Source organism: Streptomyces sp. NPDC016640 (assembly GCF_043076215.1).
Taxonomy (GTDB): Bacteria; Actinomycetota; Actinomycetes; order Streptomycetales; family Streptomycetaceae; genus Streptomyces.
This window is the reverse complement of sequence record NZ_JBIBRG010000016.1, coordinates 72,034-91,303: the sequence shown is the minus strand read 5'-3', so window position 1 is coordinate 91,303 and position 19,270 is coordinate 72,034. Positions and strand designations below refer to the sequence as shown.

Annotated in this window: 17 protein-coding genes and 5 pseudogenes; 5 read left to right on the top strand and 17 right to left on the bottom strand. The window is 70.1% G+C overall.

Annotated features, from left to right (window positions below; all coding sequences use genetic code 11):
- Window positions 1–47: 47 nt before the first annotated feature.
- Window positions 48–701 carry a dihydroxyacetone kinase subunit DhaL gene (gene dhaL, locus ACF07S_RS27990; protein ID WP_391975449.1) on the top strand — a complete coding sequence of 218 codons (654 nt, stop codon included), beginning with the start codon at window positions 48–50 and terminating at the stop codon, window positions 699–701.
- A gap of 33 nt (window positions 702–734) precedes the next feature.
- Here dhaL and ACF07S_RS27985 read toward each other — a convergent pair whose 3' ends face one another.
- Entirely contained in the window at window positions 735–1,493 is a 759-nt protein-coding gene (locus ACF07S_RS27985) for an HAD family hydrolase (RefSeq protein ID WP_391975448.1), read from the bottom strand.
- A gap of 520 nt (window positions 1,494–2,013) precedes the next feature.
- On the opposite strand from ACF07S_RS27985, the gene ACF07S_RS27980 reads away from it, so the two are divergent.
- Window positions 2,014–2,679 carry a ScbR family autoregulator-binding transcription factor gene (locus tag ACF07S_RS27980; protein ID WP_391975447.1) on the top strand — a complete coding sequence of 222 codons (666 nt, stop codon included), beginning with the start codon at window positions 2,014–2,016 and terminating at the stop codon, window positions 2,677–2,679.
- 284 nt (window positions 2,680–2,963) lie between these two features.
- On the opposite strand, the pseudogene ACF07S_RS27975 reads toward ACF07S_RS27980, so the two are convergent.
- The 3 genes and pseudogenes from ACF07S_RS27975 to ACF07S_RS27965 all read right to left on the bottom strand — a co-directional run.
- Window positions 2,964–3,120 (bottom strand): annotated as a pseudogene (locus tag ACF07S_RS27975) (IS5/IS1182 family transposase); the annotation flags it as partial.
- Between the two features lie 306 nt (window positions 3,121–3,426).
- Window positions 3,427–3,915 (bottom strand): hypothetical protein, encoded by a 489-nt coding sequence (locus tag ACF07S_RS27970; protein WP_391975446.1) that lies wholly within the window; start codon window positions 3,913–3,915, stop codon window positions 3,427–3,429.
- Between the two features lie 349 nt (window positions 3,916–4,264).
- Window positions 4,265–4,441 (bottom strand): hypothetical protein, encoded by a 177-nt coding sequence (locus ACF07S_RS27965; protein ID WP_391975445.1) that lies wholly within the window; start codon window positions 4,439–4,441, stop codon window positions 4,265–4,267.
- A gap of 256 nt (window positions 4,442–4,697) precedes the next feature.
- Here ACF07S_RS27965 and ACF07S_RS27960 point away from each other — a divergent pair, with 256 nt between their 5' ends.
- On the top strand, window positions 4,698–5,642 hold the full coding sequence (locus ACF07S_RS27960) for a DMT family transporter (protein WP_391975444.1): 945 nt from the start codon (window positions 4,698–4,700) through the stop codon (window positions 5,640–5,642).
- A gap of 27 nt (window positions 5,643–5,669) precedes the next feature.
- Here ACF07S_RS27960 and ACF07S_RS27955 read toward each other — a convergent pair whose 3' ends face one another.
- Window positions 5,670–7,475 (bottom strand): B12-binding domain-containing radical SAM protein, encoded by a 1,806-nt coding sequence (locus ACF07S_RS27955; RefSeq protein ID WP_391975443.1) that lies wholly within the window; start codon window positions 7,473–7,475, stop codon window positions 5,670–5,672.
- Between the two features lie 161 nt (window positions 7,476–7,636).
- Between ACF07S_RS27955 and ACF07S_RS27950 the strand changes: the two are divergent.
- Window positions 7,637–7,822 (top strand): annotated as a pseudogene (locus ACF07S_RS27950) (DUF6411 family protein); the annotation flags it as partial.
- A gap of 378 nt (window positions 7,823–8,200) precedes the next feature.
- On the opposite strand, the gene ACF07S_RS27945 reads toward ACF07S_RS27950, so the two are convergent.
- The 11 genes and pseudogenes from ACF07S_RS27945 to ACF07S_RS27895 all read right to left on the bottom strand — a co-directional run.
- Complete coding sequence (locus ACF07S_RS27945; protein WP_391975442.1) at window positions 8,201–8,575, bottom strand: MarR family winged helix-turn-helix transcriptional regulator; 375 nt, start codon at window positions 8,573–8,575, stop codon at window positions 8,201–8,203.
- Window positions 8,576–8,901: 326 nt separating this feature from the next.
- Window positions 8,902–9,477, bottom strand: a pseudogene (locus ACF07S_RS27940) (SGNH/GDSL hydrolase family protein); the annotation flags it as partial.
- Window positions 9,478–10,216: 739 nt separating this feature from the next.
- Window positions 10,217–10,585, bottom strand: a complete 369-nt coding sequence (locus ACF07S_RS27935) for a hypothetical protein (RefSeq protein WP_391966327.1) — start codon at window positions 10,583–10,585, stop codon at window positions 10,217–10,219.
- Window positions 10,586–10,778: 193 nt separating this feature from the next.
- Window positions 10,779–10,931 carry a hypothetical protein gene (locus tag ACF07S_RS27930; protein ID WP_391975441.1) on the bottom strand — a complete coding sequence of 51 codons (153 nt, stop codon included), beginning with the start codon at window positions 10,929–10,931 and terminating at the stop codon, window positions 10,779–10,781.
- A 643-nt stretch (window positions 10,932–11,574) separates the two neighbouring features.
- Complete coding sequence (locus ACF07S_RS27925; protein ID WP_391975440.1) at window positions 11,575–12,642, bottom strand: nitrous oxide reductase family maturation protein NosD; 1,068 nt, start codon at window positions 12,640–12,642, stop codon at window positions 11,575–11,577.
- 217 nt (window positions 12,643–12,859) lie between these two features.
- Window positions 12,860–13,567: pseudogene (locus ACF07S_RS27920) on the bottom strand (IS6 family transposase); the annotation flags it as partial.
- Between the two features lie 98 nt (window positions 13,568–13,665).
- The gene (locus ACF07S_RS27915; protein WP_391975439.1) at window positions 13,666–14,358 is read right to left on the bottom strand and encodes a response regulator; all 693 of its coding nucleotides are present in this window, start codon (window positions 14,356–14,358) and stop codon (window positions 13,666–13,668) included.
- A 4-nt stretch (window positions 14,359–14,362) separates the two neighbouring features.
- Complete coding sequence (locus ACF07S_RS27910; RefSeq protein WP_391975438.1) at window positions 14,363–15,580, bottom strand: sensor histidine kinase; 1,218 nt, start codon at window positions 15,578–15,580, stop codon at window positions 14,363–14,365.
- Between the two features lie 28 nt (window positions 15,581–15,608).
- Window positions 15,609–16,487, bottom strand: a complete 879-nt coding sequence (locus ACF07S_RS27905) for a CPBP family intramembrane glutamic endopeptidase (RefSeq protein ID WP_391966322.1) — start codon at window positions 16,485–16,487, stop codon at window positions 15,609–15,611.
- A gap of 104 nt (window positions 16,488–16,591) precedes the next feature.
- Entirely contained in the window at window positions 16,592–17,029 is a 438-nt protein-coding gene (locus ACF07S_RS27900; protein ID WP_391975437.1) for a transposase, read from the bottom strand.
- 283 nt (window positions 17,030–17,312) lie between these two features.
- Window positions 17,313–17,474, bottom strand: a pseudogene (locus ACF07S_RS27895) (MBL fold metallo-hydrolase); the annotation flags it as partial.
- Window positions 17,475–17,587: 113 nt separating this feature from the next.
- On the opposite strand from ACF07S_RS27895, the gene ACF07S_RS27890 reads away from it, so the two are divergent.
- Window positions 17,588–18,337, top strand: a complete 750-nt coding sequence (locus ACF07S_RS27890; protein WP_391975436.1) for a transposase family protein — start codon at window positions 17,588–17,590, stop codon at window positions 18,335–18,337.
- A gap of 13 nt (window positions 18,338–18,350) precedes the next feature.
- Here ACF07S_RS27890 and ACF07S_RS27885 read toward each other — a convergent pair whose 3' ends face one another.
- Window positions 18,351–19,259 (bottom strand): alpha/beta fold hydrolase, encoded by a 909-nt coding sequence (locus ACF07S_RS27885; RefSeq protein WP_391975508.1) that lies wholly within the window; start codon window positions 19,257–19,259, stop codon window positions 18,351–18,353.
- Window positions 19,260–19,270 lie beyond the last annotated feature (11 nt).

Below are 19,270 nucleotides of genomic sequence, written 5' to 3'. Positions count from 1 at the left end.
CCTCACCCCCCGGCACTGCCCAGGCCACCGAGATGGGGAATCACACCATGACGACCACTGCCCGTGACACCGTGTCCGCCGATGCCTGGATGCGGCGATTCGCCGCATCGGTACGCGCCACCGAGGATCAGCTCACCGTTCTCGACCAGCGGGTCGGGGACGGTGACTTCGGCGGCAACCTCACGGCTGGGGCCACCGCCGCTCTCGCCCGTCTCGACTCCCTCACCTCCCCCGACGACGGTGCCTCCCTGGAAGCCGCCGCCGGTGCCTTCCTCGAGGAGATCGGCGGCACCAGCGGCCCCCTCTTCGGCCTGCTGCTCCAGTCGCTGGCCGTAGCACTGGAGTCCTCCGGCGCCACCACACCCGCCCTGGCGGAGGGAGTCGCCCACGGGCTCGCCGCCATCCGTCGTGTCGGTGGCGCCGCCCCCGGTGACAAGACCCTCGTCGACGCCCTCGCCCCTGCCGCCGGCGCCTTGCGGTCGGCTCCCGGCGCCACCCCGCCCGCCCAGGCATTGGCCGACGCTGCCGCAGCCGCCTGGCAGGGGGTACGCGAGACCGCCCGGCTGCGGGCCCGGATGGGCCGCGCCAGTTACCTCGGTGAACGCACCGAAGGCATACCCGATCCAGGTGCGGTCGGTGTGGGCCTGCTCTTCGCCTCGGCCGGCGGGGTCGTGCGGGACCTGACCCCGCACCTCGGCTGATCGGTGCCCGGATCGCCCAGGTCCCGGCCGGCCTCAGTCCCGTCCAGGTGCCTCGGGCTGCTCCAGCACCCGCGTCCTGATCCACGCCAGGAGTTCGGGCGACCGCAGTGTCGTCACCCACAGGTCAGCCCGCGCGGCTTCCTCCTCGATCGGCCGAGGCCCCACTCCCACCACCCGCAGCCCCGCCCGCCGCGCGGACTCGACCCCCGTCAGGGAGTCCTCGACGGCCAACGCCGCCTCCGGCCGGACGCCGCACAGACGCACCGCCGTCGCGTACACGTCCGGCCATGGTTTGGGGCGCACGATGTCGCAACGGTCCGCCTCCCGGTTCTCACCATCCGCGTCCGGCGGCATGCCGGAGGGGACGACGATGTGCTGGAAGTGCTGACGCAACCCCGCCCGGCCGAGACTCTCCTCCACCACTTCCAGGGGGCAGTTGCTGGCTACCGCGAGGGGCAGCCGACCGGAGAGCAGCCGCACGAACTCGGCTGCCCCCGGCATCGTCGCGGGATCGTCGGCGACGAGCGCGAGGAAGCGCTCCAGCAGCGCCCTCGTGAGATCGGCGGCCAACTCCGGTTTGTGTGTCTCCTCGGCCATCAGCCGACCGCAGTCGGTGTAGTGCACTCCTTTGGCCCGCTCCGCGAACCCGGGCGGGGGTGTCAGCCCGAAGGCGCCGAAAACCTGGTTCCGGCTGACCTGCCAGTGACGTTCTGTGTCCATCAGAGTGCCGTCGCAGTCGAGGACGACGGCTTCGGGGGACCAGCCGAGAAGGAGATGTGCCTGAGCGGTCATGGTGGCCTCGCAGGGGTGAGCGGTCGTGCTCGTGGCGGGACCGCGGACGAGTAGGGATGCCGCTCCCGTTCAGGACGTGCGGATCACCTGCCCCTTCCGGCGTTCTCATACGAACGGAAGGCAAATTAATCGGACAAAGCGCCTCGAACGGGAAACATTGCACTCGCTACGTTATTTTGCCACCCAAAGTAGTTCAATCACTACTTCGTGTGATGGACAAAAGTGAGAAAGAAGGTGTAAGTCGCAGTGGGGTGCCAGCGGATTGCCGTCGGTATTCCGGTCCGTCAACCACCCGCAAGATGTGACGAGTTGCGTTATATCCGGAAGGCGGCCCAGAAGGGCCCACTCCTGTTGAAGGAGTCGGTGCCGCGCCAGGAACCACACCGGAAATGACCTCGGAAACACCCGTAAGTGTTCACGTTCGAAAGAATGCGCAGTCGCAGCGCACAGAAGTCGCTGATTGTCTCCGGCGTGCGCGGGCGCACTACATTCTCGGTCGTCCGAAGAACGCCGAGCGAAGGTGGACAGCACGTTGCAGGAACGGGCGCGAGTGACCCGCAGATCTCTTCTGGAAGCAGCCGCACGCCTCTTCGCCGAGCAGGGCTACGCCGGAACGAGCGTAAACGACGTGAGCGCGGCGTCCGGCCGGACCAGCGGCTCCGTCTACTTCCACTACGCCAGCAAGGAAGGGCTCGCGCTCGCCGTCGTCCGGGACCGGTTCGCCACCTGGCCGAGCCTCGCCGCACGGTACGCGAACCCTGCCACACCGCCCCTGGAACGCCTTGTGACCCTCAGTTACGAGGCCGCCCGCGCCCTCGCCGAGGACACCCTCACGCGCGCCGGCGCACGCCTGTGGGCAGAACGCGACACCATCGACGCTCCGCTCCCCGACCCCTTCGCCCTGTGGACCACCGCCGCCACCCGTCTCCTCGCCCAGGCCCGGGCTTCCGGCCATCTCGCGTACCGCGTTCGACCCGCGCCCACCGCCTGCATCCTGGTCCGTTCCTTCTTCGGCCTCTGCACCCTCACCGAGGCCCTGGAGGGCCCTCAGCGCATCACCCACCGGCTCACCGACTGGTGGCACCTGACCTTGCCCTGCCTGCAGCGGGGCGCCGACCCGGCGGAGACGGTGAGAAGGGCGCGGGCCGAAGTGATGAACGGGGCGGCCCCTGGAGCCACCGCGTGACGGCTGCACCCTGCCCGGGCCGTCCGGGTGGGACGTCGAGCGGCCGGTTTCGAGGGGCCCGGGACGCGGCAGTGGCCCGGGACGCCGGCGCGTCCTGCTCCACTGCCCGAACCCGAAGCCCTCGCCGGTGAACGGCGAACCGCCCCGGATCCGGCGGAGATCTCAGTCGGCGGCTGCGAGCCGGGGTTCCGTGATTACCCGGTAGGAGGTGGCTTCGTGTTCGGCGGGTGGGACGTGCCCTGTCCCGCCATGGAGCCGACGGTGGTTGTACCCGTCGACCCACTCTCCTGGCGGATCCGCAGACGGCGGAACCAGTGCAGGGGGCGAACACCGCTCCACGCCCCAGCGTCGGGTGCCCGGTCCGGAGCCGTGCTCGGTGCCGCGGCGGGCGATCAACGGCTTCACACCGAGGTCCCGGGCCAGGCGACGCCTCCTCCTCGACGCACAGACCGGAGGCGCGAGCGGGCGGCAGCCGCGCGCCCGGCCGCCGAGGGCCTCGGAAAGATGTACTTCCGCGACGGCGGCCACGCCCAGGGCCTGGAGATCGAGTTCACGGACGTGGAGCGGATCCGGTTCGACCCGGAGGGCCGTCCGGGCTCGGCAGGAGGCCGGGCCGTCCGGCAGGCAGGTGCCCCGGCTCGTCGTCATCGTCCGGGTGCATGCCGAGCTTCGGCGTGGTCGCTGCCTTCACGCGGCAGAGCCAAGCCTTCCACTGAGTCCGGAGCGGTTCAGTCCGGCTGGAGCGCGCTAGCTCAGCTCGAAGGAACTCGCTTTGTTGTCGCACCCGTAGGGCACCTGTGTCAGGTTCGGGTGCAGGTCGAACCACTGGTTTCCGCACTCGCCCTCGAATTTCACGTCGGCCGAGAACCACACGTCACAGTGCGAGCCGTTGCCCAGTTGGGTGCTGACCGAACTGACGCTGTCGTTCCACCCGTTGGGGAAGTTCTCGAACACGTGGTCCTTGTCGCCGGTGGTGGCTGTGCAATCCCTGGAGACGGAGTAGGTGAGAGTAGGGCCGCTGGAGTTGTAGTTGACCCAGTCGTAGAACGTCACGGCGGAGATGCCGGCGGCGTCTCCGGCTTGGATGGCCGCCTGCAGACTGGGGAAGCTCGCCCAGGTCTTGTTCGGGTACACCAGCAGGTGGCCCTCCGCAGTGGGCTGTTTGGCGGAGGCGGGCACCTCTCCTGCGGTGGAAGGGCTTCCGGCGAGGAAGAGCCCGGCGAAGGCCAGGACCATCGCTGCGCCGAATGTGGGGACAGGGCGTAATCGCTTCACTGCATGCTCCGTTGTTCGGTGCCCGGGCCGTTGTCGGGCATCACGCGGCAAGCCGTGCCCGCCGACCGACCATCGCAGTCGAGGGCAGCCCGCACAAGACCATGTACACGCTGGCCAACAGCTCTCGCCGGACGCCCAGCCCGGTCGTAGGGCGATGTCCAGGGCTCGTTGCGATCCCCGTTGCGGTGACAAGAAGGCCGCCGATGTGGGGGAAGGGCATTGTCACGATGGCTGGCCGGGTGGGATGATCTTCAAGTTGATCAGGCTGGGAGGGGCCGTCCGCGGGGAGCGCGTCGCCGTCGTGGAGGGGTCACCGGTACCGGGCCGGGGTGATCACCCATTGCGTGTGGCTGTACTTCCGCTTTCCGCTCGGCTTCCGCGAGGTGGAGGAGTCGATGCTCCCACCCGGTGTGATCGTCTCCTGCGGGACGGTCCGCCGCTGGTGTCCGAAGTCCGGGTCGGTCCGCGCGAATATTCGACTTCTCATGGAGCGTACCGCGCATGTGGTCGCCCGCCTCGCTCTCACGCCGAGGCCGGGAGCCCTGCTCGTGCATGACCCGTGGCCGTCCCGGCCGACAACCGCCCGACCTCGGGAAGACCGAGGGCCGGACCACGCCGTTCCTCCCCGGCAGGCCCCGCCCGCTGACCGGAAAACGCGGGTCCACGCGAGGCGCCTCCCTACGATGTCCCTGAGTGGTCGTAGGTTGACGGGCCGTCATACGGCGGCTGTGGCTGGAGGGCATGTGGACGCTCGGGACGCGCGAGCCGACGTCGCGGCGCCGGAGGGGGAGCACGATGCCGCGCCGCATCCGGCGCACCAGCTCAGGGCCACCGCGATCGGCGCCGGGGCCGTGCTGCTGTGGGCGTCGCTGGCCCTGTTCACCACGCTGATCGGGCGGATTCCGCCGTTCCAGCTCACCGCGATGGCGTTCGCGATGGGCGGCATCCTCGGACTGCCGCGGGCGCTGCGCGGCGGAGGAGCGCTCGTCCGCGCGGTGCCCCGAGGGGCCTGGGCGCTCGGCGTCGGCGGCCTGTTCGGCTACCACTTCTTCTACTTCGTGGCCCTGCGCAACGCCCCCGCGGTCGACGCCGGCCTCATCGCCTATCTGTGGCCGCTGCTGATCGTCGTGTTCTCCGCACTGCTGCCGGGTGAACGGCTGCGCTGGTGGCACGCGGCAGGCGCGGTGCTCGGACTCGGCGGCACTTTCCTGCTGGTCACCGGCGGGCAGGGCGTCCAGTTCCGCGGGGAGTACCTGCTCGGGTACGCGGCAGCCGCCGTCTGCGCGGTGGTGTGGTCGGCGTACTCGGTGGCCAACCGGCGCTATCCGAAGGTTCCGACGGACATGGTGGCGCTCTTCTGCCTGGCCACCGCGGTGCTCGCGGCCGTCTGTCATCTGTTCTTCGAGGACACGGTTCGGCCCGACGGCGGCGAGTGGCTCGCGGTGCTCGCGCTGGGCCTCGGGCCGGTCGGCGGCGCGTTCTACATTTGGGACCACGGCACCAAGCACGGCGACATCCGGCTCCTGGGCACCCTGTCGTACTTCGCCCCGCTGCTGTCCACCGCCCTGCTGATCGCGACGGGACGGGCCGACGCGAGCTGGCCCGTCGCCGCCGCCTGCGTGCTGATCACCGGCGGCGCCATGCTCGCCTCGGCGGACGCGCTGCGTGCGGCGCGCCGCCGGGGTTGAGCCGGTCGCGACCGCGTCGCGAACCCGTCACGCGTCCACGGGCCAGGTCCCGCGGCGGACCATTTCGGTCACCCTGTCGGCGCCGTTGGCACGCACCAGCAGCTCCAGCCGCATGCGCTCGATGTCCTCCGCGCTCCACCTCTCCGTCGCCATGGTCGCCTTCTCGTGCGACCAGCCGTTGTCGTAGTGGCGTACGACGTAGTCCTTCTGGAAGTCCCACATCTTGGTGCCCGGCAGCGGGGTGACGATGAAGGGGTTGGCGTACGCCATCCCGTGGCCCATGAGCGTGACCGCGTAGTCGATGGTCTTCTCGATCTGCTCCAGTGACTCGATGTACGGTTCGCCGCCGGGTCGCTCGGGCGGGTTGACGAAGCCCAGCATGAAACCGCCGGTGACCTGGATGCCGTACTCCGTGAACATCTCCACGATCTCGCCGGTGGCCTTCTGGAAGGCGTTGAGACGGGGCTTGCCGGACTGCTCGAGGCTGTCCTCGTTGGCGCTCTCCACGGCGAGGTAGACGCTGTAGCATCCGCCGTCGGCCATCGCCCTGATCAGGTCGCGGCAGGTCAGTCCGGAACGCATCGCGGAGAGGATGTTGCGGAAGTTGGGGTTGCGCCGCTCCGCGTCGTCCATGCCGTTCGCGAATCCTTCGCCCAAGTGCAGCAGGACGAGGTTGAACAGGCTCAGGCCGCCCTCCTCCACCCACGGCAGGTCGTGCTTGCGCAGCAGTTCGAAGACGCGCATCGCGTACAGCGGGTCGTGCAGCAGATGGTCGTCCTCGATGAGCACCTCGGTCACACCCTGCTTGGTGATCTCGGCGAGGTGCAGGTCGAACCAGTCGACGCCGAGCGCCCGCCAAGGGCCGTTCACCATCGGGATGTAGCAGAAGTCGCAGCCCACGTTGCAGCCGATGGTCGAGAAGATCTGCGCCCAGGAGCCGTGGTCGCGCACCCGCTTTCCCGACGAGTGGTACGCCTGCTCGTACTGACGCATGTCCAGCATGCCGAAGTCGGGCAGCGGCATCATGCCGAGCCGCTGGTCCAGCCCCTGCCGCTTCGGCAGGATGCGCATGTACGGCGACTTGGCGGTGGTCCGCACCACGGCGAGGTCGGCCCGTCGGTAGGCGACGCCGGGCACCGCGTCGACGTCGCCGCCCTCCTCGGTCAGTGCCTGCAGCAGCGCGGTGAAGGTCTGGTCGGCCTCGTTGATGACGACGTGGTCGAAGGGGGAGTCCGGCACGGCGTACTGCCAGTCCCCGCTGGGATGGGCGCCGCCCGTGACCGTCACGATCGCCGGGTCGATGCCCTTGACCAGGTCGGCCAGGGCGCGTGCGTTGCCCCACTGGACCGTGTAGATGCACTGGACGCCGACGATGTCAGGCTCGAACTCCTCGATGATCGCGCGCAGTTGTGAGTCGTCGAGGCCGTAGCGGACCAGGCCGCTGCCGCCGCCGAGGTCGACGAGCCGGCGTTCCTGCTCCCAGCCGGCGAAGGGCGAGTCGACGATGCGGACGTCGAAACCGGCGAGGCGGGCGTTGGCGGCGATGCGCAGAAGCCCGATCGGGGTGCCGGCCCGCTTCATGACCTCGAAAGTGTCCAGGCCGAGCGCCCGGAAGCTGCTGCGCTCGGGGGAGGGTTCCACGACCCGCGTGTACGAGGGCACGACGAGCAGAACACGGGGCGCCTCACCGCGGGCGCGTCGCCGGGCGCCGGAGACCGAGGTGCGGAGGGAGGGCCGGCCCAGATGCCGCAAGGGCGGGCGCTGCGGGGCGCTGGAGAACTTGACGACCGGATTCTCCACGACCACGGGTAAGGGGGGTACGGCTTGAGTCACGGGTGCTCCTTCTGACCGGTTGACCAACTGACCGATGCGAACGGGAGTTCGCTCGCCATAGTGGCGTGGCTCACACTGCCGCGATCGGCACTCTCCCGGAAATGGCGTGAAGGGGGCCCTCGGGCTGAAAAGGGGAAGACGCGACAGCGGGCCCGTCCCGGCTCGCGTTCCTTGTCCCGCGTCTGTCCCGGCATCCGCAGAACGGCGCGCAGCGCACCCCCGGCATCTGCTCCCGAGCCGGCTCCGGGCTCCGGGCTCCGGGCCCGCTCGAGCGACTCATCGACAAGCCGTTGCGCTCCAGCTCCCGCGCGGCGGGCCGCAGCGGCTCCGCGGGTCGCCGACGGCGCCCGGGCGTCCTCGGCACACGCGATGCCACCCACGCCGCCGAAGCGGCAGAGGAGCCCGCGGCCCCCTGCGGCGCAGGCTGCGGCGGCGGATCGGTGAGGGCGCCGGCCGCGTGCCGATGCGCTCGGACGGCGGGGCGGCCCACCGGGACGTCCCAGGCGATCCCGCCCCCGGCCGCGACCTGGATCCGGACCTGCGGCAGCACACGCTTCCGTGCCGTCGGCCGGCCGCATGACGCGCGAGCAGCGCCCGGCGGTTCGAGCAGGGCCGCGCCCTCCTGGTGAAGGGGTGGTGAGCGCCCTCGGGGCGGCCGGGGGTGATGCGGCGCAAGTGCCACCAGAGTGCGCCGGACGCTCGTGGAGCGTCGTGCCCGACCCGGTTCAGGGCGCTTGGTGGTCGGGGCACTCCAGGCGTAGCTCTCCGTCGTCGAAGGCGTTGTCGACGAACGCGCAGTGGTGCGGTTTGTCGCTGCCCGGGTGGGCCTGCGGCCTGAAATGGGAGCATGTCGAGCACATCCGGGTGACCGGGATGGCCCGCTGGCCCTGCAGTGATCTGATCATGCTGCTCATGCCGCGGAGCATGGCCGCGAGATCCTCCGGCGCGAGCGAGGACATGGCCTCGGCGAACTCTGTCGGCAGTTGGGCGAGGCGCTCGGCCTCCGCCTTGCCGGCCGGTGTGAGGGTCAGTGACGCGGCGCGCGCATCGGTGGTGTCGCGCCGGCGCTCGACGAGCCCCTTGGAGGTGAGCGTCTTCACCAACTACTTCAACTCCGTCGCCCGCACGGACGTCGACTTCCCCCTCGTCGCCCTGCCCGCCGGCTAGTCCCGCCGAAGTGCCCGCCACCCCGGGGGGTGCGTACCCGTCCCTGGCCCGCACCCCCCGGGGGAACGTCCACGGCCGTCTGTCCCGTCACCGCGAGGTCGCTGCCACTGTTCCGGGCCGGCGGTGCCAGCCGGGTCCTGCAGCCGGGTGACCAGATCACTGGTCGCGGCGGCACGCGGCCCCGTGGCCGGAACGACCCGTACGCGAGCGGCGGCCCCGTCATCGGAGAAATCCACCGGGCTGACCTGCGCGATGCCCTTCACATCGGACAGTTCCACTCGCTGCGTTTCCTGCTGGAGGGCTGGCACATGTCCTTGCCGCGGAACGGGGAGGAAATGTCGACGAACTCGGCCTGCTTGGTGTAGGCCGCCCTTTCCAGCAGGAGGTTCAGCCGGTTCGTGGTCTGGTTGAGCCAGGCGACGTCCCCCTTGGCCAGGGGCACGGAGGAACCGCAGGTGCTCCCGTCGGCGGGGAACGGATTCGGGTACCCGACCACGACGACACGCGCCTCGGGACTGCGCCGCTTGATGTCGGTGAGCATGTCGGGCACGCGTGTGCTCAGTTTGACGAAGTCCGCGTCCAGGTTCTTGCCGCTGTTGAGCAGCTGGTCATGGCAGGGAATGCGCTCCTTGGCGGCCAGTCCGGCCAGTCCGGCCAGCACGCCGGTGGTGAGCACCTCGGAGAAGCCCAGGTCGTTGCCGCCGAGCGTGACGGTCACCAGGTCGGTGTCCTTGGTGAGGGCGTCGACCTGCGGTGCGGCCGGTCCCTGCTCGGTCCACAGCGAGCGCGTGGTGGCGCCGCCGCAGGTGACGTCCTTGAACACGGTCGGTTTGTACGTCTCGGCGAGTCATGACGGGTAGCTGCCCGAGGAACGCTGCACTCCGCGCCCGTCCGCTGGGGCAGGCCCGTGCCGGCGGCGTAGGAGCCGGCGAGGGCGACGTGATGCCTGACGGACCCCTGCCCGGAGGCACCGGCCGCCGCTGCCGGACCGGACCCGGAGAGCGACAGTGAGGCGATGGCGACGGTGAGGGCAGCGGTCGTCACCTTCTTCCTGCGGCGCAGGGAGAATTGAAGGGAGTGGTGCATTGAGTCTCCTTGAGACGGAAGGAGGCGTACAGGCCGCCGGCTTGCTGTTCCGTGTACGGCACGCAGGCGTGCCTCTTGTCCCAGCCGGAGCCGTGCGCACCCGGTTCACCGCGCGCACAGGGCTTCGCCGTCTCATGGGCACGGTGCCCAGCACGCCGCCGGCGCTCACGCCCGGTGGAGCGGTTCGGGGATGCCCTCGACGAGGCCGCTGCGCTCCAGCACGCGCGGGCCGACGTGACGTTCAGCTTTTCCCGGCTGCCCCACCCGGCGGAGAACGATCACCCCGTCCACGGGCACCCGCCCCGTGTCGCAGCGAGCAGCGCCCGCCGTCCGGGCGAGAGCGGTGGTGCGGCCCGGCTCGTGCGATGCACGCGGTGCGCGCGGCCGTCGGCGGCCCTCCGGCGGCGAGGAACGCCCGGAGGCGTCGGCCGACGGCCTTCTCGCCGTGCTCACCCGGCTCGACGAGGGGCCTCGCCACCCCCTTCGGGTCAGGAGACGCGCTTCAGCTGCCAGGCGTTGTGGCTGAAGCTGGGGGCCGACGAGTAGACGCAGCTGCTGCTGTAGTACGAGCTGGTCTGGGCCCAGCCGGCGGGCTGGTAGGTGGAGGCGCAGGCACTGACCACGGTGCCGACCGGCAGACCGGTGAGCTGCTTGATCTGCTTGATGTTCGGGCTGAAGCTCTGCGTGCCGCAGCTGCTGCTGTAGCCCCAGCTGACGTCGACGTGACCGGCCGGTGTGAGAACGCTCGCGCAGGAGGTGGAGACGTCACCGGGGGCGGCCTGGGCGGGCGCGGCGGTCAGAGCGAACATCGCTGCCGTGCCGGTGAGGGCCAGGCAGACGGAACGAAGGCGACGCATCTGTGGTGGCTCCTTCTGATTGCGGGCGGCCGGTCAGGCCGAGAAGGCATTCTTACGGGGCGTTGATCGGTTCTGACAGGGACTTTCCGGTCGAACGCGAACGCGAACGCGAACGCGGGCGAAGACCTCGCTGCCACGGGCGGCGACCCCAGCACCTTGCCGTCGGGTGGGGCCGGCCCGCGACGCCGCGGCACTACGGTGCCGCGGTGCCCGGCGCCGTGGTGCTCGCCGGCACGGCCCAGGCGAGGGCGGCCAGGCGGACCAGGTCGGTCTGGGTCAGCCGGCCGTCCGGGCCGGGCTGCCAGAGCCGGTTTCCGTCGAGTCCGAGCCGCCGGCCGATCTGCACCGCCAGTTCCGCGGAGGTGGCGTCGGTGCGCCACAGGTGCCGGCTCGTCCTCCCGGAAGCTTGCGGAGGGGCCAGACGGACCTCCGGTGGGCGTCCTCGTCCGGGCCGGCCCGTTCCACGGTCACATGCAGCCGGGCCCGTTCGGGGAGGAGGTGACGCGCGGCGTTGAACAGCTCCTCCGTCCCGGCCACCGCCCGCCGCTCGATCGGCCACGGCCGGCACCCCGAAACCCGCTCCCGCTTGTATGGACGAGGGATCCGGCACGGGCGGGGCCGGGAGCAGGCGGCACCGCTGCTCGTCCCGCCCGTGCGTGGCGACGGCCGCCTCCAGCTCCGGCGTGAACACCTTCGTCAAGATCCTTGTGCGCGACCGGCACCCGGCCTCCCACCCCTCCATGAGCCGGCCGGCGTCCCGCCCGGCTCGAGAGCGACCGCATTGGCCGGCGAAGGCCCTCCAAGCACCTGCCGGCCCCGACCCTCCGGCTCTTTGACGAGCGGAGAGGAAGATTCCTTGACCCACCCCGACGAGGACGGGACGAACCCACGCCCGTAGCCGTACGCCAGGGGAAGGGTGCCTTCCCCTGTTGTGATCGCGCGTGTGTCCCTCCGGAGACGGCTGCCCCGGACCGCCGCGGCCTGGCCGGTCAGCATGTGCCGACCGGTTCGGAGGTCTCGCAGGTGTTGTTGATGAACTCGTTGTCCTTCCCCTTGTCGTCGCGGGTGGCCAGGTCCGCCGGGCGGTTGCCCAGCACGAGGTTGTCGCGGACGACGTTCCGCTCGTTGGAGACGCCGTCCATGCTGCCGAACACGACGATGCCGCCGGAATACGGCGAGTCGCCCACGTTGTCGTGGACCACGTTCCGCGTCACCAGCGCTTTCTCCGTACCGACGAGGACGATGCCGACCCCCTGGAGGTGGGGCAGGCGCGCGGCGGCAGGGCAGTACTTGTTGTTCTCGTGGACCGCGTTGCTGCGGACGGTCAGGTCGCCCACCGTGCGTGGCAACACGAGGAAGACGCCCGCGCAGTTCCCGGTGACGACATTGTGCTCGACGGTGAGGTTCCTGAGCCGACGGGTGGTCATGCCGATCCGATTGTCCGTCAGGCGGTTGCCGCTGATCACCGTGCCACGGGTGTCGAAGGTCCTGCTCTCCGCGTCGGCCTCGAACACGTTGGCCGTGTAGATCCCGGCGTCGCCGTTGCCGCTCGCGGTGTTGTGGCGGAACGAGGCGCGGGTGGAGCGATCCTGCGCGATGCCCCACTGGCCGTTGTCCCGGGCGGTCACATGGCGGACCTCCAGTCGGTCGGTGCGCGTGGCCGAGACACCGTTCTTCTTGAACCCTTCGACGGTCAGCGACTGGATCCGCACCCCGGTGGCGGGGTGCTCGTCCGTGCCGGTGACGCAGATGCCGTTGCCTTCCTCAGCGCAAGCGCTCTGTCCTTCCTCGTCCTTTCCCGGCGCGATCACGGTCCGCTCGCCCGCGCCCCGGAGGGTCAGCTGCTTGGTGATCGTGACGCTTCCTCTGTAGGTGCCCTGCGTCAGGACGATGGTGGCTCCGGGGCCGGCCGCGTCGATGGCTTCCTGGACGGACTGGCCCGGCCGGACCAGTCGCTCGGACTCGCTGTGGGCGGACACGGCCGGAGCGAGGACGCCCGTGCCGATGACGAGGGGCGCGATGGCGCAACTAATGAGTATGGCCCGTCTTTTTCTCATGGTTTTGAAGATATGGGGGGATTTATGATGTTGCTACTTTTGGCAACCATATGATTCCAAGGAGTCACCCGTTGGATTCGTTCCCCGGCTCCGCCGTCGGCTGCCCGTCCGGGCAGGGCGAGGAACCATGATCGAGCGGGATCCGGCCCAGGGCCCGTCCGGCGGTTCCTCGAGTCGCCTGGCGCTCGTGACCGTGTAGAGGGTCATGGGACGTGGTGGTGATCTGGTCCCGGATCGCGAAGCGGATGGTCATCTCGGTGCGGTATTCGGTGGCGGTCATCAGGTGGCGGCGGGGCCGGAAGCGGAGTGAGGTGCCGCTGAACGCCGACAGGAACCGCTGGGCCCCGCCGGCGCTGCGGAAGCCCTTCATCGCGCGTTCACGCTGCCGGGTGGGCTGATGACTGTTCCCCGCCCGGTTGTCCAGAGCCTTGTGTGAGCGGTGCTCGACGGAGGACACGCCCTCGCGGTGGGCCGCGCCGCAGGAGCGGAGTTCGTCGGTGACGAACACCCTCGGCGCCGAGCAGGTCCTCCTCAGCAGGCGGCGAAGGAACCGCCCGGCGGCAGCGGTGTCCCGCCGGCTCCGGACCAGGATGTCCAGCACGGTGCCGTCGGCGTCGATGGCCCGCCACGGGTACTTCTGCTCGCCGCCCATCTTGATGAAGACCTCGTCCAGGTGCCACCTGTCGCAGGGTTGGGGCTGCCTGCGGCACAGGCCGTTGGCGTAGGACTGCCCGGACTCCGCGCACCAGCGGCGGATCGTCTCGTGGGGAACGATCACGCCGCGCTCGAGCATCAGCTCCTCGACCTCGCGGAAGCCGAGCGGGAAACGGAAGCACAGCCACACGCAGGGCGCGATCACCTCGACCGGGTACCGGTGCCCCCTGTACGACGGCGGCGCGGACGGCGCGAGCGAACCCCTCCCCAGCACGGCCAACCAGAAGATCGTCCCACTCGGTCAGCCAACGCGACAGTGCCCTGAAGCCGATAGCAGGCGGCGCTGTACGGGGCACACGCGCATGCCGGTCACAGTGTGCCGGGCACCAGTCCGACCCGGTAGGCGAGGACGACGGCCTGGACGCGGTCTCGCAGGCCGAGTTTCGCCAGGATGCGCGACACGTAGGTCTTGACGGTCTCGGGCGTGATGAACATCGACGCGGCGATCTCCGCATTCGACAGCCCCTCGGCGATCAGTTGGAGCACTTCCAGCTCGCGGGGGGTCAGCGCACGCACGACGTCCTGTCGGGCCGGCCGGGAGGCGCCGGCCGGTCGCAGATGCTGGGCGAAGTGGCCGATGAGGTGGCGGGTGACGGCGGGTGCCAGCAGGGCCTCGCCCCGGGCGACGGTCCGGATACCGTTGACCAGCTCCGCCGGAGGCGCGTCCTTGAGGAGGAACCCGCTCGCTCCGGCGCGCAACGCGTCGTAGACGTAGGCGTCGACGTTGAACGTGGTGACGACCAGTACCTTCGGCGCGCCTTCGGTATCGGGACCGGCCAGCTGCCGCGTCGCCTCGATGCCGTCGAGCAGGGGCATCCGGATGTCCACCACGACCACGTCGGGGCGCAGCCGCCGCGCGGTCTGAACCGCCTCGTGGCCGTTCTCGGCCTCCCCGACGACCTCCATGTCGGGCTGCGCGGAGAAGATGGTGACGTAGCCGGTCCGCACCAGCGCCTGGTCGTCGCAGACGAGCACACGGGTCGGTGGCGGCTTATCGCTCACGAGGTCACTCCTGAAGGGGCTTGGACGGAATCGTGGCACGGACCTCGAACCCGCCTCCGGACCGGGGACCGGCCTCCAGTTCACCATCGAGCATCCGCACCCGTGCACGCAGCCCGGCCAGCCCCCGTCCGCCCGCGGGACCCGGCTTCCGCGCGACCGGTGCGGCGGCGGGTCCGTCGGTGGTCACCACGATCTCGATGTGCTCGTCGCCGTACCGGAGCAGGACTCGTGTCGGCTTCCCGCCCGCGTACTTCAAGGCGTTGGTGAGCGCCTCCTGCACCACCCGGTACGCGGCCAGCTCCACGTCCAGGCTCTGCGGCCGCCGCTCACCCTGCTCGCCGAACTCGACCGGCTGACCCGACCTGCGGGCCTGCTCGACCAGGTCCCCCACCCGCCCCAGGGCGGGTGCCCGGCCCGCACCCACCGGGTCCGCGGACGCCGCCTCGCCGGTCGCCTCCAGGACACCGAGCAGGTACCGCAGTTCCGTCAGAGCCCGACGGCCGGTGTCGCTGACGGCCGTCAGTCCCTCGCTGGCGCGTTCCGGCGCGGACGTGAGCAGGAACTGCGCCGCGTCGGCTTGGACCACCATGGCCGTCACGTGGTGGGTGACCACGTCGTGCAGCTCGCGCGCGATCCGCGCACGCTCGGCGGCCGTGGCCATCTCGGCGGCCAGCCGCCGCTGCTTCGCCTCTTCCGTCCGCCGTGTGCGCACCGTGCTCCCCACCAGCCAGGCCGCGGCCAGAACCAGAGAGAACGCGAGGTAGTCCGGTAGCGAATTCGGTGAGCCGAGACGGTTCAGGACGACGGCCAGCACGGCGTAACCCGCACTCGCCACGACGACCAGGCCGTGGCGGAAGCGGACCTGGTGGGCCCCGGCGGAGTACAGGGCCAGATACAGCCCCATGCTCGCAAACGTTGTCGCGAAGCCCAGCGCCTGGTGCACGGCGAACACGCCCGCGATGACGGCCAGACAGACTGCGGGCCACCTGCGGCGGACCGCCAGCGGGACGGTCTGGGCCAGGACCAGCCCGACGCTCAGCACGTTCGCCGGCCGCTCGGGCAGATCGCCGATCTGCGCACCGATCTGGGACAGGGGCGGCACGAAGGCCAGCGTGGTGAGCGTCAGGGCGAGGACACCGTCCTTGAGGAGAGCATCCCGCTCCTGCCACCGGTCGAGCGACGCCCGGAGCAGTGGGATGCTCCAGGTCGCCTGACGGGACATCACTTCAGTTTCCTCCAGCCGGCCTGTCTCAACGGGGCGCGCGTCGGCGGGTCTTGATGCCACCGTTCCGGTGGGCGCGGACAAGCATCGGAACGGCGATGGCCACGCCCATGAGGACGGGCATGATCGATGCCTCCAGACCGAAGCTGCCACCGGTCAGAAGGGCGGAGCCATGGACGTCGACGGTGAACAGGCCCTCGGGGGCGTGTCCGGAGACCGGGATGCCGAGCAGTTGCTCCGTGGTGTTCCAGGCGAAGTGCAGCCCCACGACGAACCAGATGCTACGCCGCCACAAGAACGCGGCTCCGAGCAGGACGCCCGCCTCCAGAGCGATCGCCAGTCCGCTCCACGCGCTCGCTCCCGGGGCGCCCAGGTGGGCGACACCGAAGAACAGCGAGGTGATCGCGACGGCGGCCCGGCTACCCCACAGCTGCTCAAGAGCCTGCAGGGCAAGACCGCGGAACAACAACTCCTCGGTGACCGCAGCGCCGATCTGCACCACGACCGCGGTCCAGACGACCGACATGAAGCCGTCGCCCGCCCAGGTGAACGAGTAGCCTCCGAACGCCGTGATCAGGAGGGCGGAGACAAGGATGAAGCCCAGGCCGATCCCGCCGCCCAACAGCACCTCCCGGGCGGCCCCGGACCGGGCGATCTCCGGCGCGGAGCGTCGTGCCCCACACCGCATGACATAGCAGTAGACGGCCACCGCGGCAACCGCGCCCAGCACCGGCACGGGGCCGGGTCCGGTCGCCGTCAGCCCCGAGAGCAGGCCGACGCCGACCATTCCCGCCAGCATCCAGCCGAGCGGAGACCGCACGATCCGACCGAAGCGGCCGTCGCCCCCGTCGCGGCCCTTGCCCGGGCCGGAGCCTGCGCTGTGTCGTATGGCGGACGTCGTACCCATGGTGGCCTCCCCGGTGGTGGGTCACCTCTGCGGCGACCTGACGACCACACTAGGAATCCGCAGACGTCCGCGAATCACCCGTGCATGGACAGCTCCTGTAGCTCTCACGGGGGATGCACCACCCGCCTGCGCCCGTTCCGCCACGGGACGCGGTCGAGGCAGGAACGGGACTGGACGGCGTAAGAGCAGGGGCTTTGAAAAGTGATCTTGTGCCTGGGTTCGTCAGGTCGGTCCGAGGGCGGTGAGGGGTCGCTGATGGCTGCGCCGGTGTGGCGGAGAGCAGCGGCGATGTTGGTGTGGCCGTCCTGGCGGTGGACGCCGATGGCGAGGTGGCGCAGGCCGGCCATCACGCGGGGCAGGTGCCGGGGGCGGATCTTCGAGGCGTCCTCACGGAAGGTGCGGTCGCGGACGTGGTGGAGCTGGTTCTCGATCTTCCAGTGGCCGCGGATCCATGCGGCGAATGCGCTGCCGGTGGCCGCGCCCGCCGGGTGGCAGGCTCGTGACCGGGTGGATCCGCTCGATGGGCAGCTTGCCGGAGCCACGGCGCAGCGTCTTGAGGATGGTGTTCATGGTCGTGCGCTCAGCCTGTGGGTTCCCGGGCTGACGCAGGTGGCGATGGTCGCGCCGTCCGCCGAGGCGTCGAGGGCTTCGGAGGGCGGCGGGGCGGTGAGCGGGTGGGGTCACGGCTCACTCGAAGGCGGACGCACTCTTCTTCCGGCTGGCTGTTGCCCATGGACCGAGGGCGAACCCGTCACTGTCCCGTCGTATTTCCAGGGCCCCTGCGCCACCGAAGTGCGCGGGTGCGCGGGAACGAGCACCTCCCGTTAGGAGGCCGAGGAAATCACTCTGGGCGTGGTGGAACGTTTCCATGCCCGGTCGCTCGCGCCCGTTCCCCGCTCCGGTGTCGACCAGGACGGTCCGGCCCGCGCTGCGCAGCACCCAGCTCTGCAGAGCAAGCACCGCCAAGTCGGCGTTCGGCTCCCAGTGAGCCTTTTCCAGGCTGACGGTGCTGACCGTGTGCTGGACATGCATGCGCAACGACGAAGCTCCTGGTAGACGGGCTCTCGACCAAGATCACCCGTGTCTGCCAGGAGCTTCGCGTGCTTGTCTGCCCATCCTCGATCGATCTGCCCAATCGCACCCTGCGGTTCCTGACCGGGCGGCTGAAGACCAGGCGGCAGGAGACCGGGACGCGGTGGCGGCGCCTTCCCGCCTCGCGACAGGCCCTGCTCGCCCTGGCCCACCTGCGGTGCGGTGACACCTACGCCCAGCCGGCCGCCGGGTTCGGCATCGCGACCGTCTACCGCTCCATACGTGAAGCCGTCGGGGTCCTGGCCGCCATCGCCCCGTCCCTGGCCGGGGCAACGCGGACGATCCGGGAGAAGAAGTCCGTCATCCTGGACGGAACCCTGCTGCCGATCGACCGCATCACCGCCGACACCCCCTACTATTCCGGGAAACACAAGCGTCACGGCATGAACGTGCAGGTTCTGACCGATCCGTTCGGACGGTTGCTCCGGGCCTCGCCGGCTCTGCCCGGCTCGACTCACGACCTGACCGCCACGCGACAGCACGGGATCGTCGAAGCCCTCACCGAAGCAGGGCTCAAGTGTTGGGCGGACAAGGCGTATCAAGGCGCCGGCGGACCCGTCCGGGTACCGCTTCGGGGCCGCCGACCCAAGAGATGGAAGCGCCGCCACAACACCACCCACGCCAAGATCCACTGCCTTGGCGAGCGGGCCATGGCCACCCTCGGGGGGTGGCGTCTCCTGCGGAAGCTCCGCTGCAGCACCAACCGGATCACCGACGTCGTGAAGGCCGTCCTCGTCCTTCACCACGCATCAGCGTGAGGTTGGAAAACGCTCAATCGACGTTCCTGACCGATGCCGCAGCCCGGTCTCGGACCAGGCCGAGAATGATCGCGGCGAGGTCAGCAGGCCGGGTCATGGGGACGTTGTGGTTCGAGCTGATGTCGATCAGCCGGCGGCCAGGGGCGGCATCGACGATGGCACGCACCTCGTCGCGCCGCGAGGAGTAAAAACCATCCTCGGCCAGCACGATCGTCATCGGACAGGTGAGGCGGTCGTACACATCGACGGCTGGGAAGACTTCTGCATCGGGCTCCACGGCGGTGACAGTCGCGACCTCCTCGATGGCCGGCCGCCGTACCCACCAGTGACCGCGACGCATGAAGGAGCGCCGCGTAACCTCCTCGACAAGTCCGGGCCGTGCTCCCGCGTTGAGCCAGTCCCCTCCGGCCTCCCGCACGCACTGCTCGACATAGGCATGCATCTGGGCGTCGCCGGCTTTCCAGCCGTAGCGGAACATGGCCCGTAGACGGTCCGCCGCCTCGGTAGTCCGCACGTCACCATGCTCGGCAAGTGACGCCTTACGGTCATCGAGCACCACGCCGTCCACGATGCAGAGAGCGGCCGGTTCCACAAGCCCACTGGCCGTGGCGGCCGTCACCGCGTACCCGCCGGTGGAATGGCCCACCAGCACGGGGTGGTCCCAGGCCAGCGCGGTGACGACGCTACCGATGTCTCGCCAGTACTGCTCGGGACTGGTGGAGTCAAGACGGGTCTGCCCATGGCCACGCAGGTCAAGGGCAATCGGATGGCACTCGCTCACCAGATGCGACGCCACATCCATCCAGGCCGCAGCGTTATGTCCACTGCCGTGGACAAGCAGCACGCCCTCACCGTGACCGCCGAAGTCCACACCGGACAGGACTCCATCCATGACGGGGAGTTCGATCTCTGTTCCATTCACCACCCCACCCT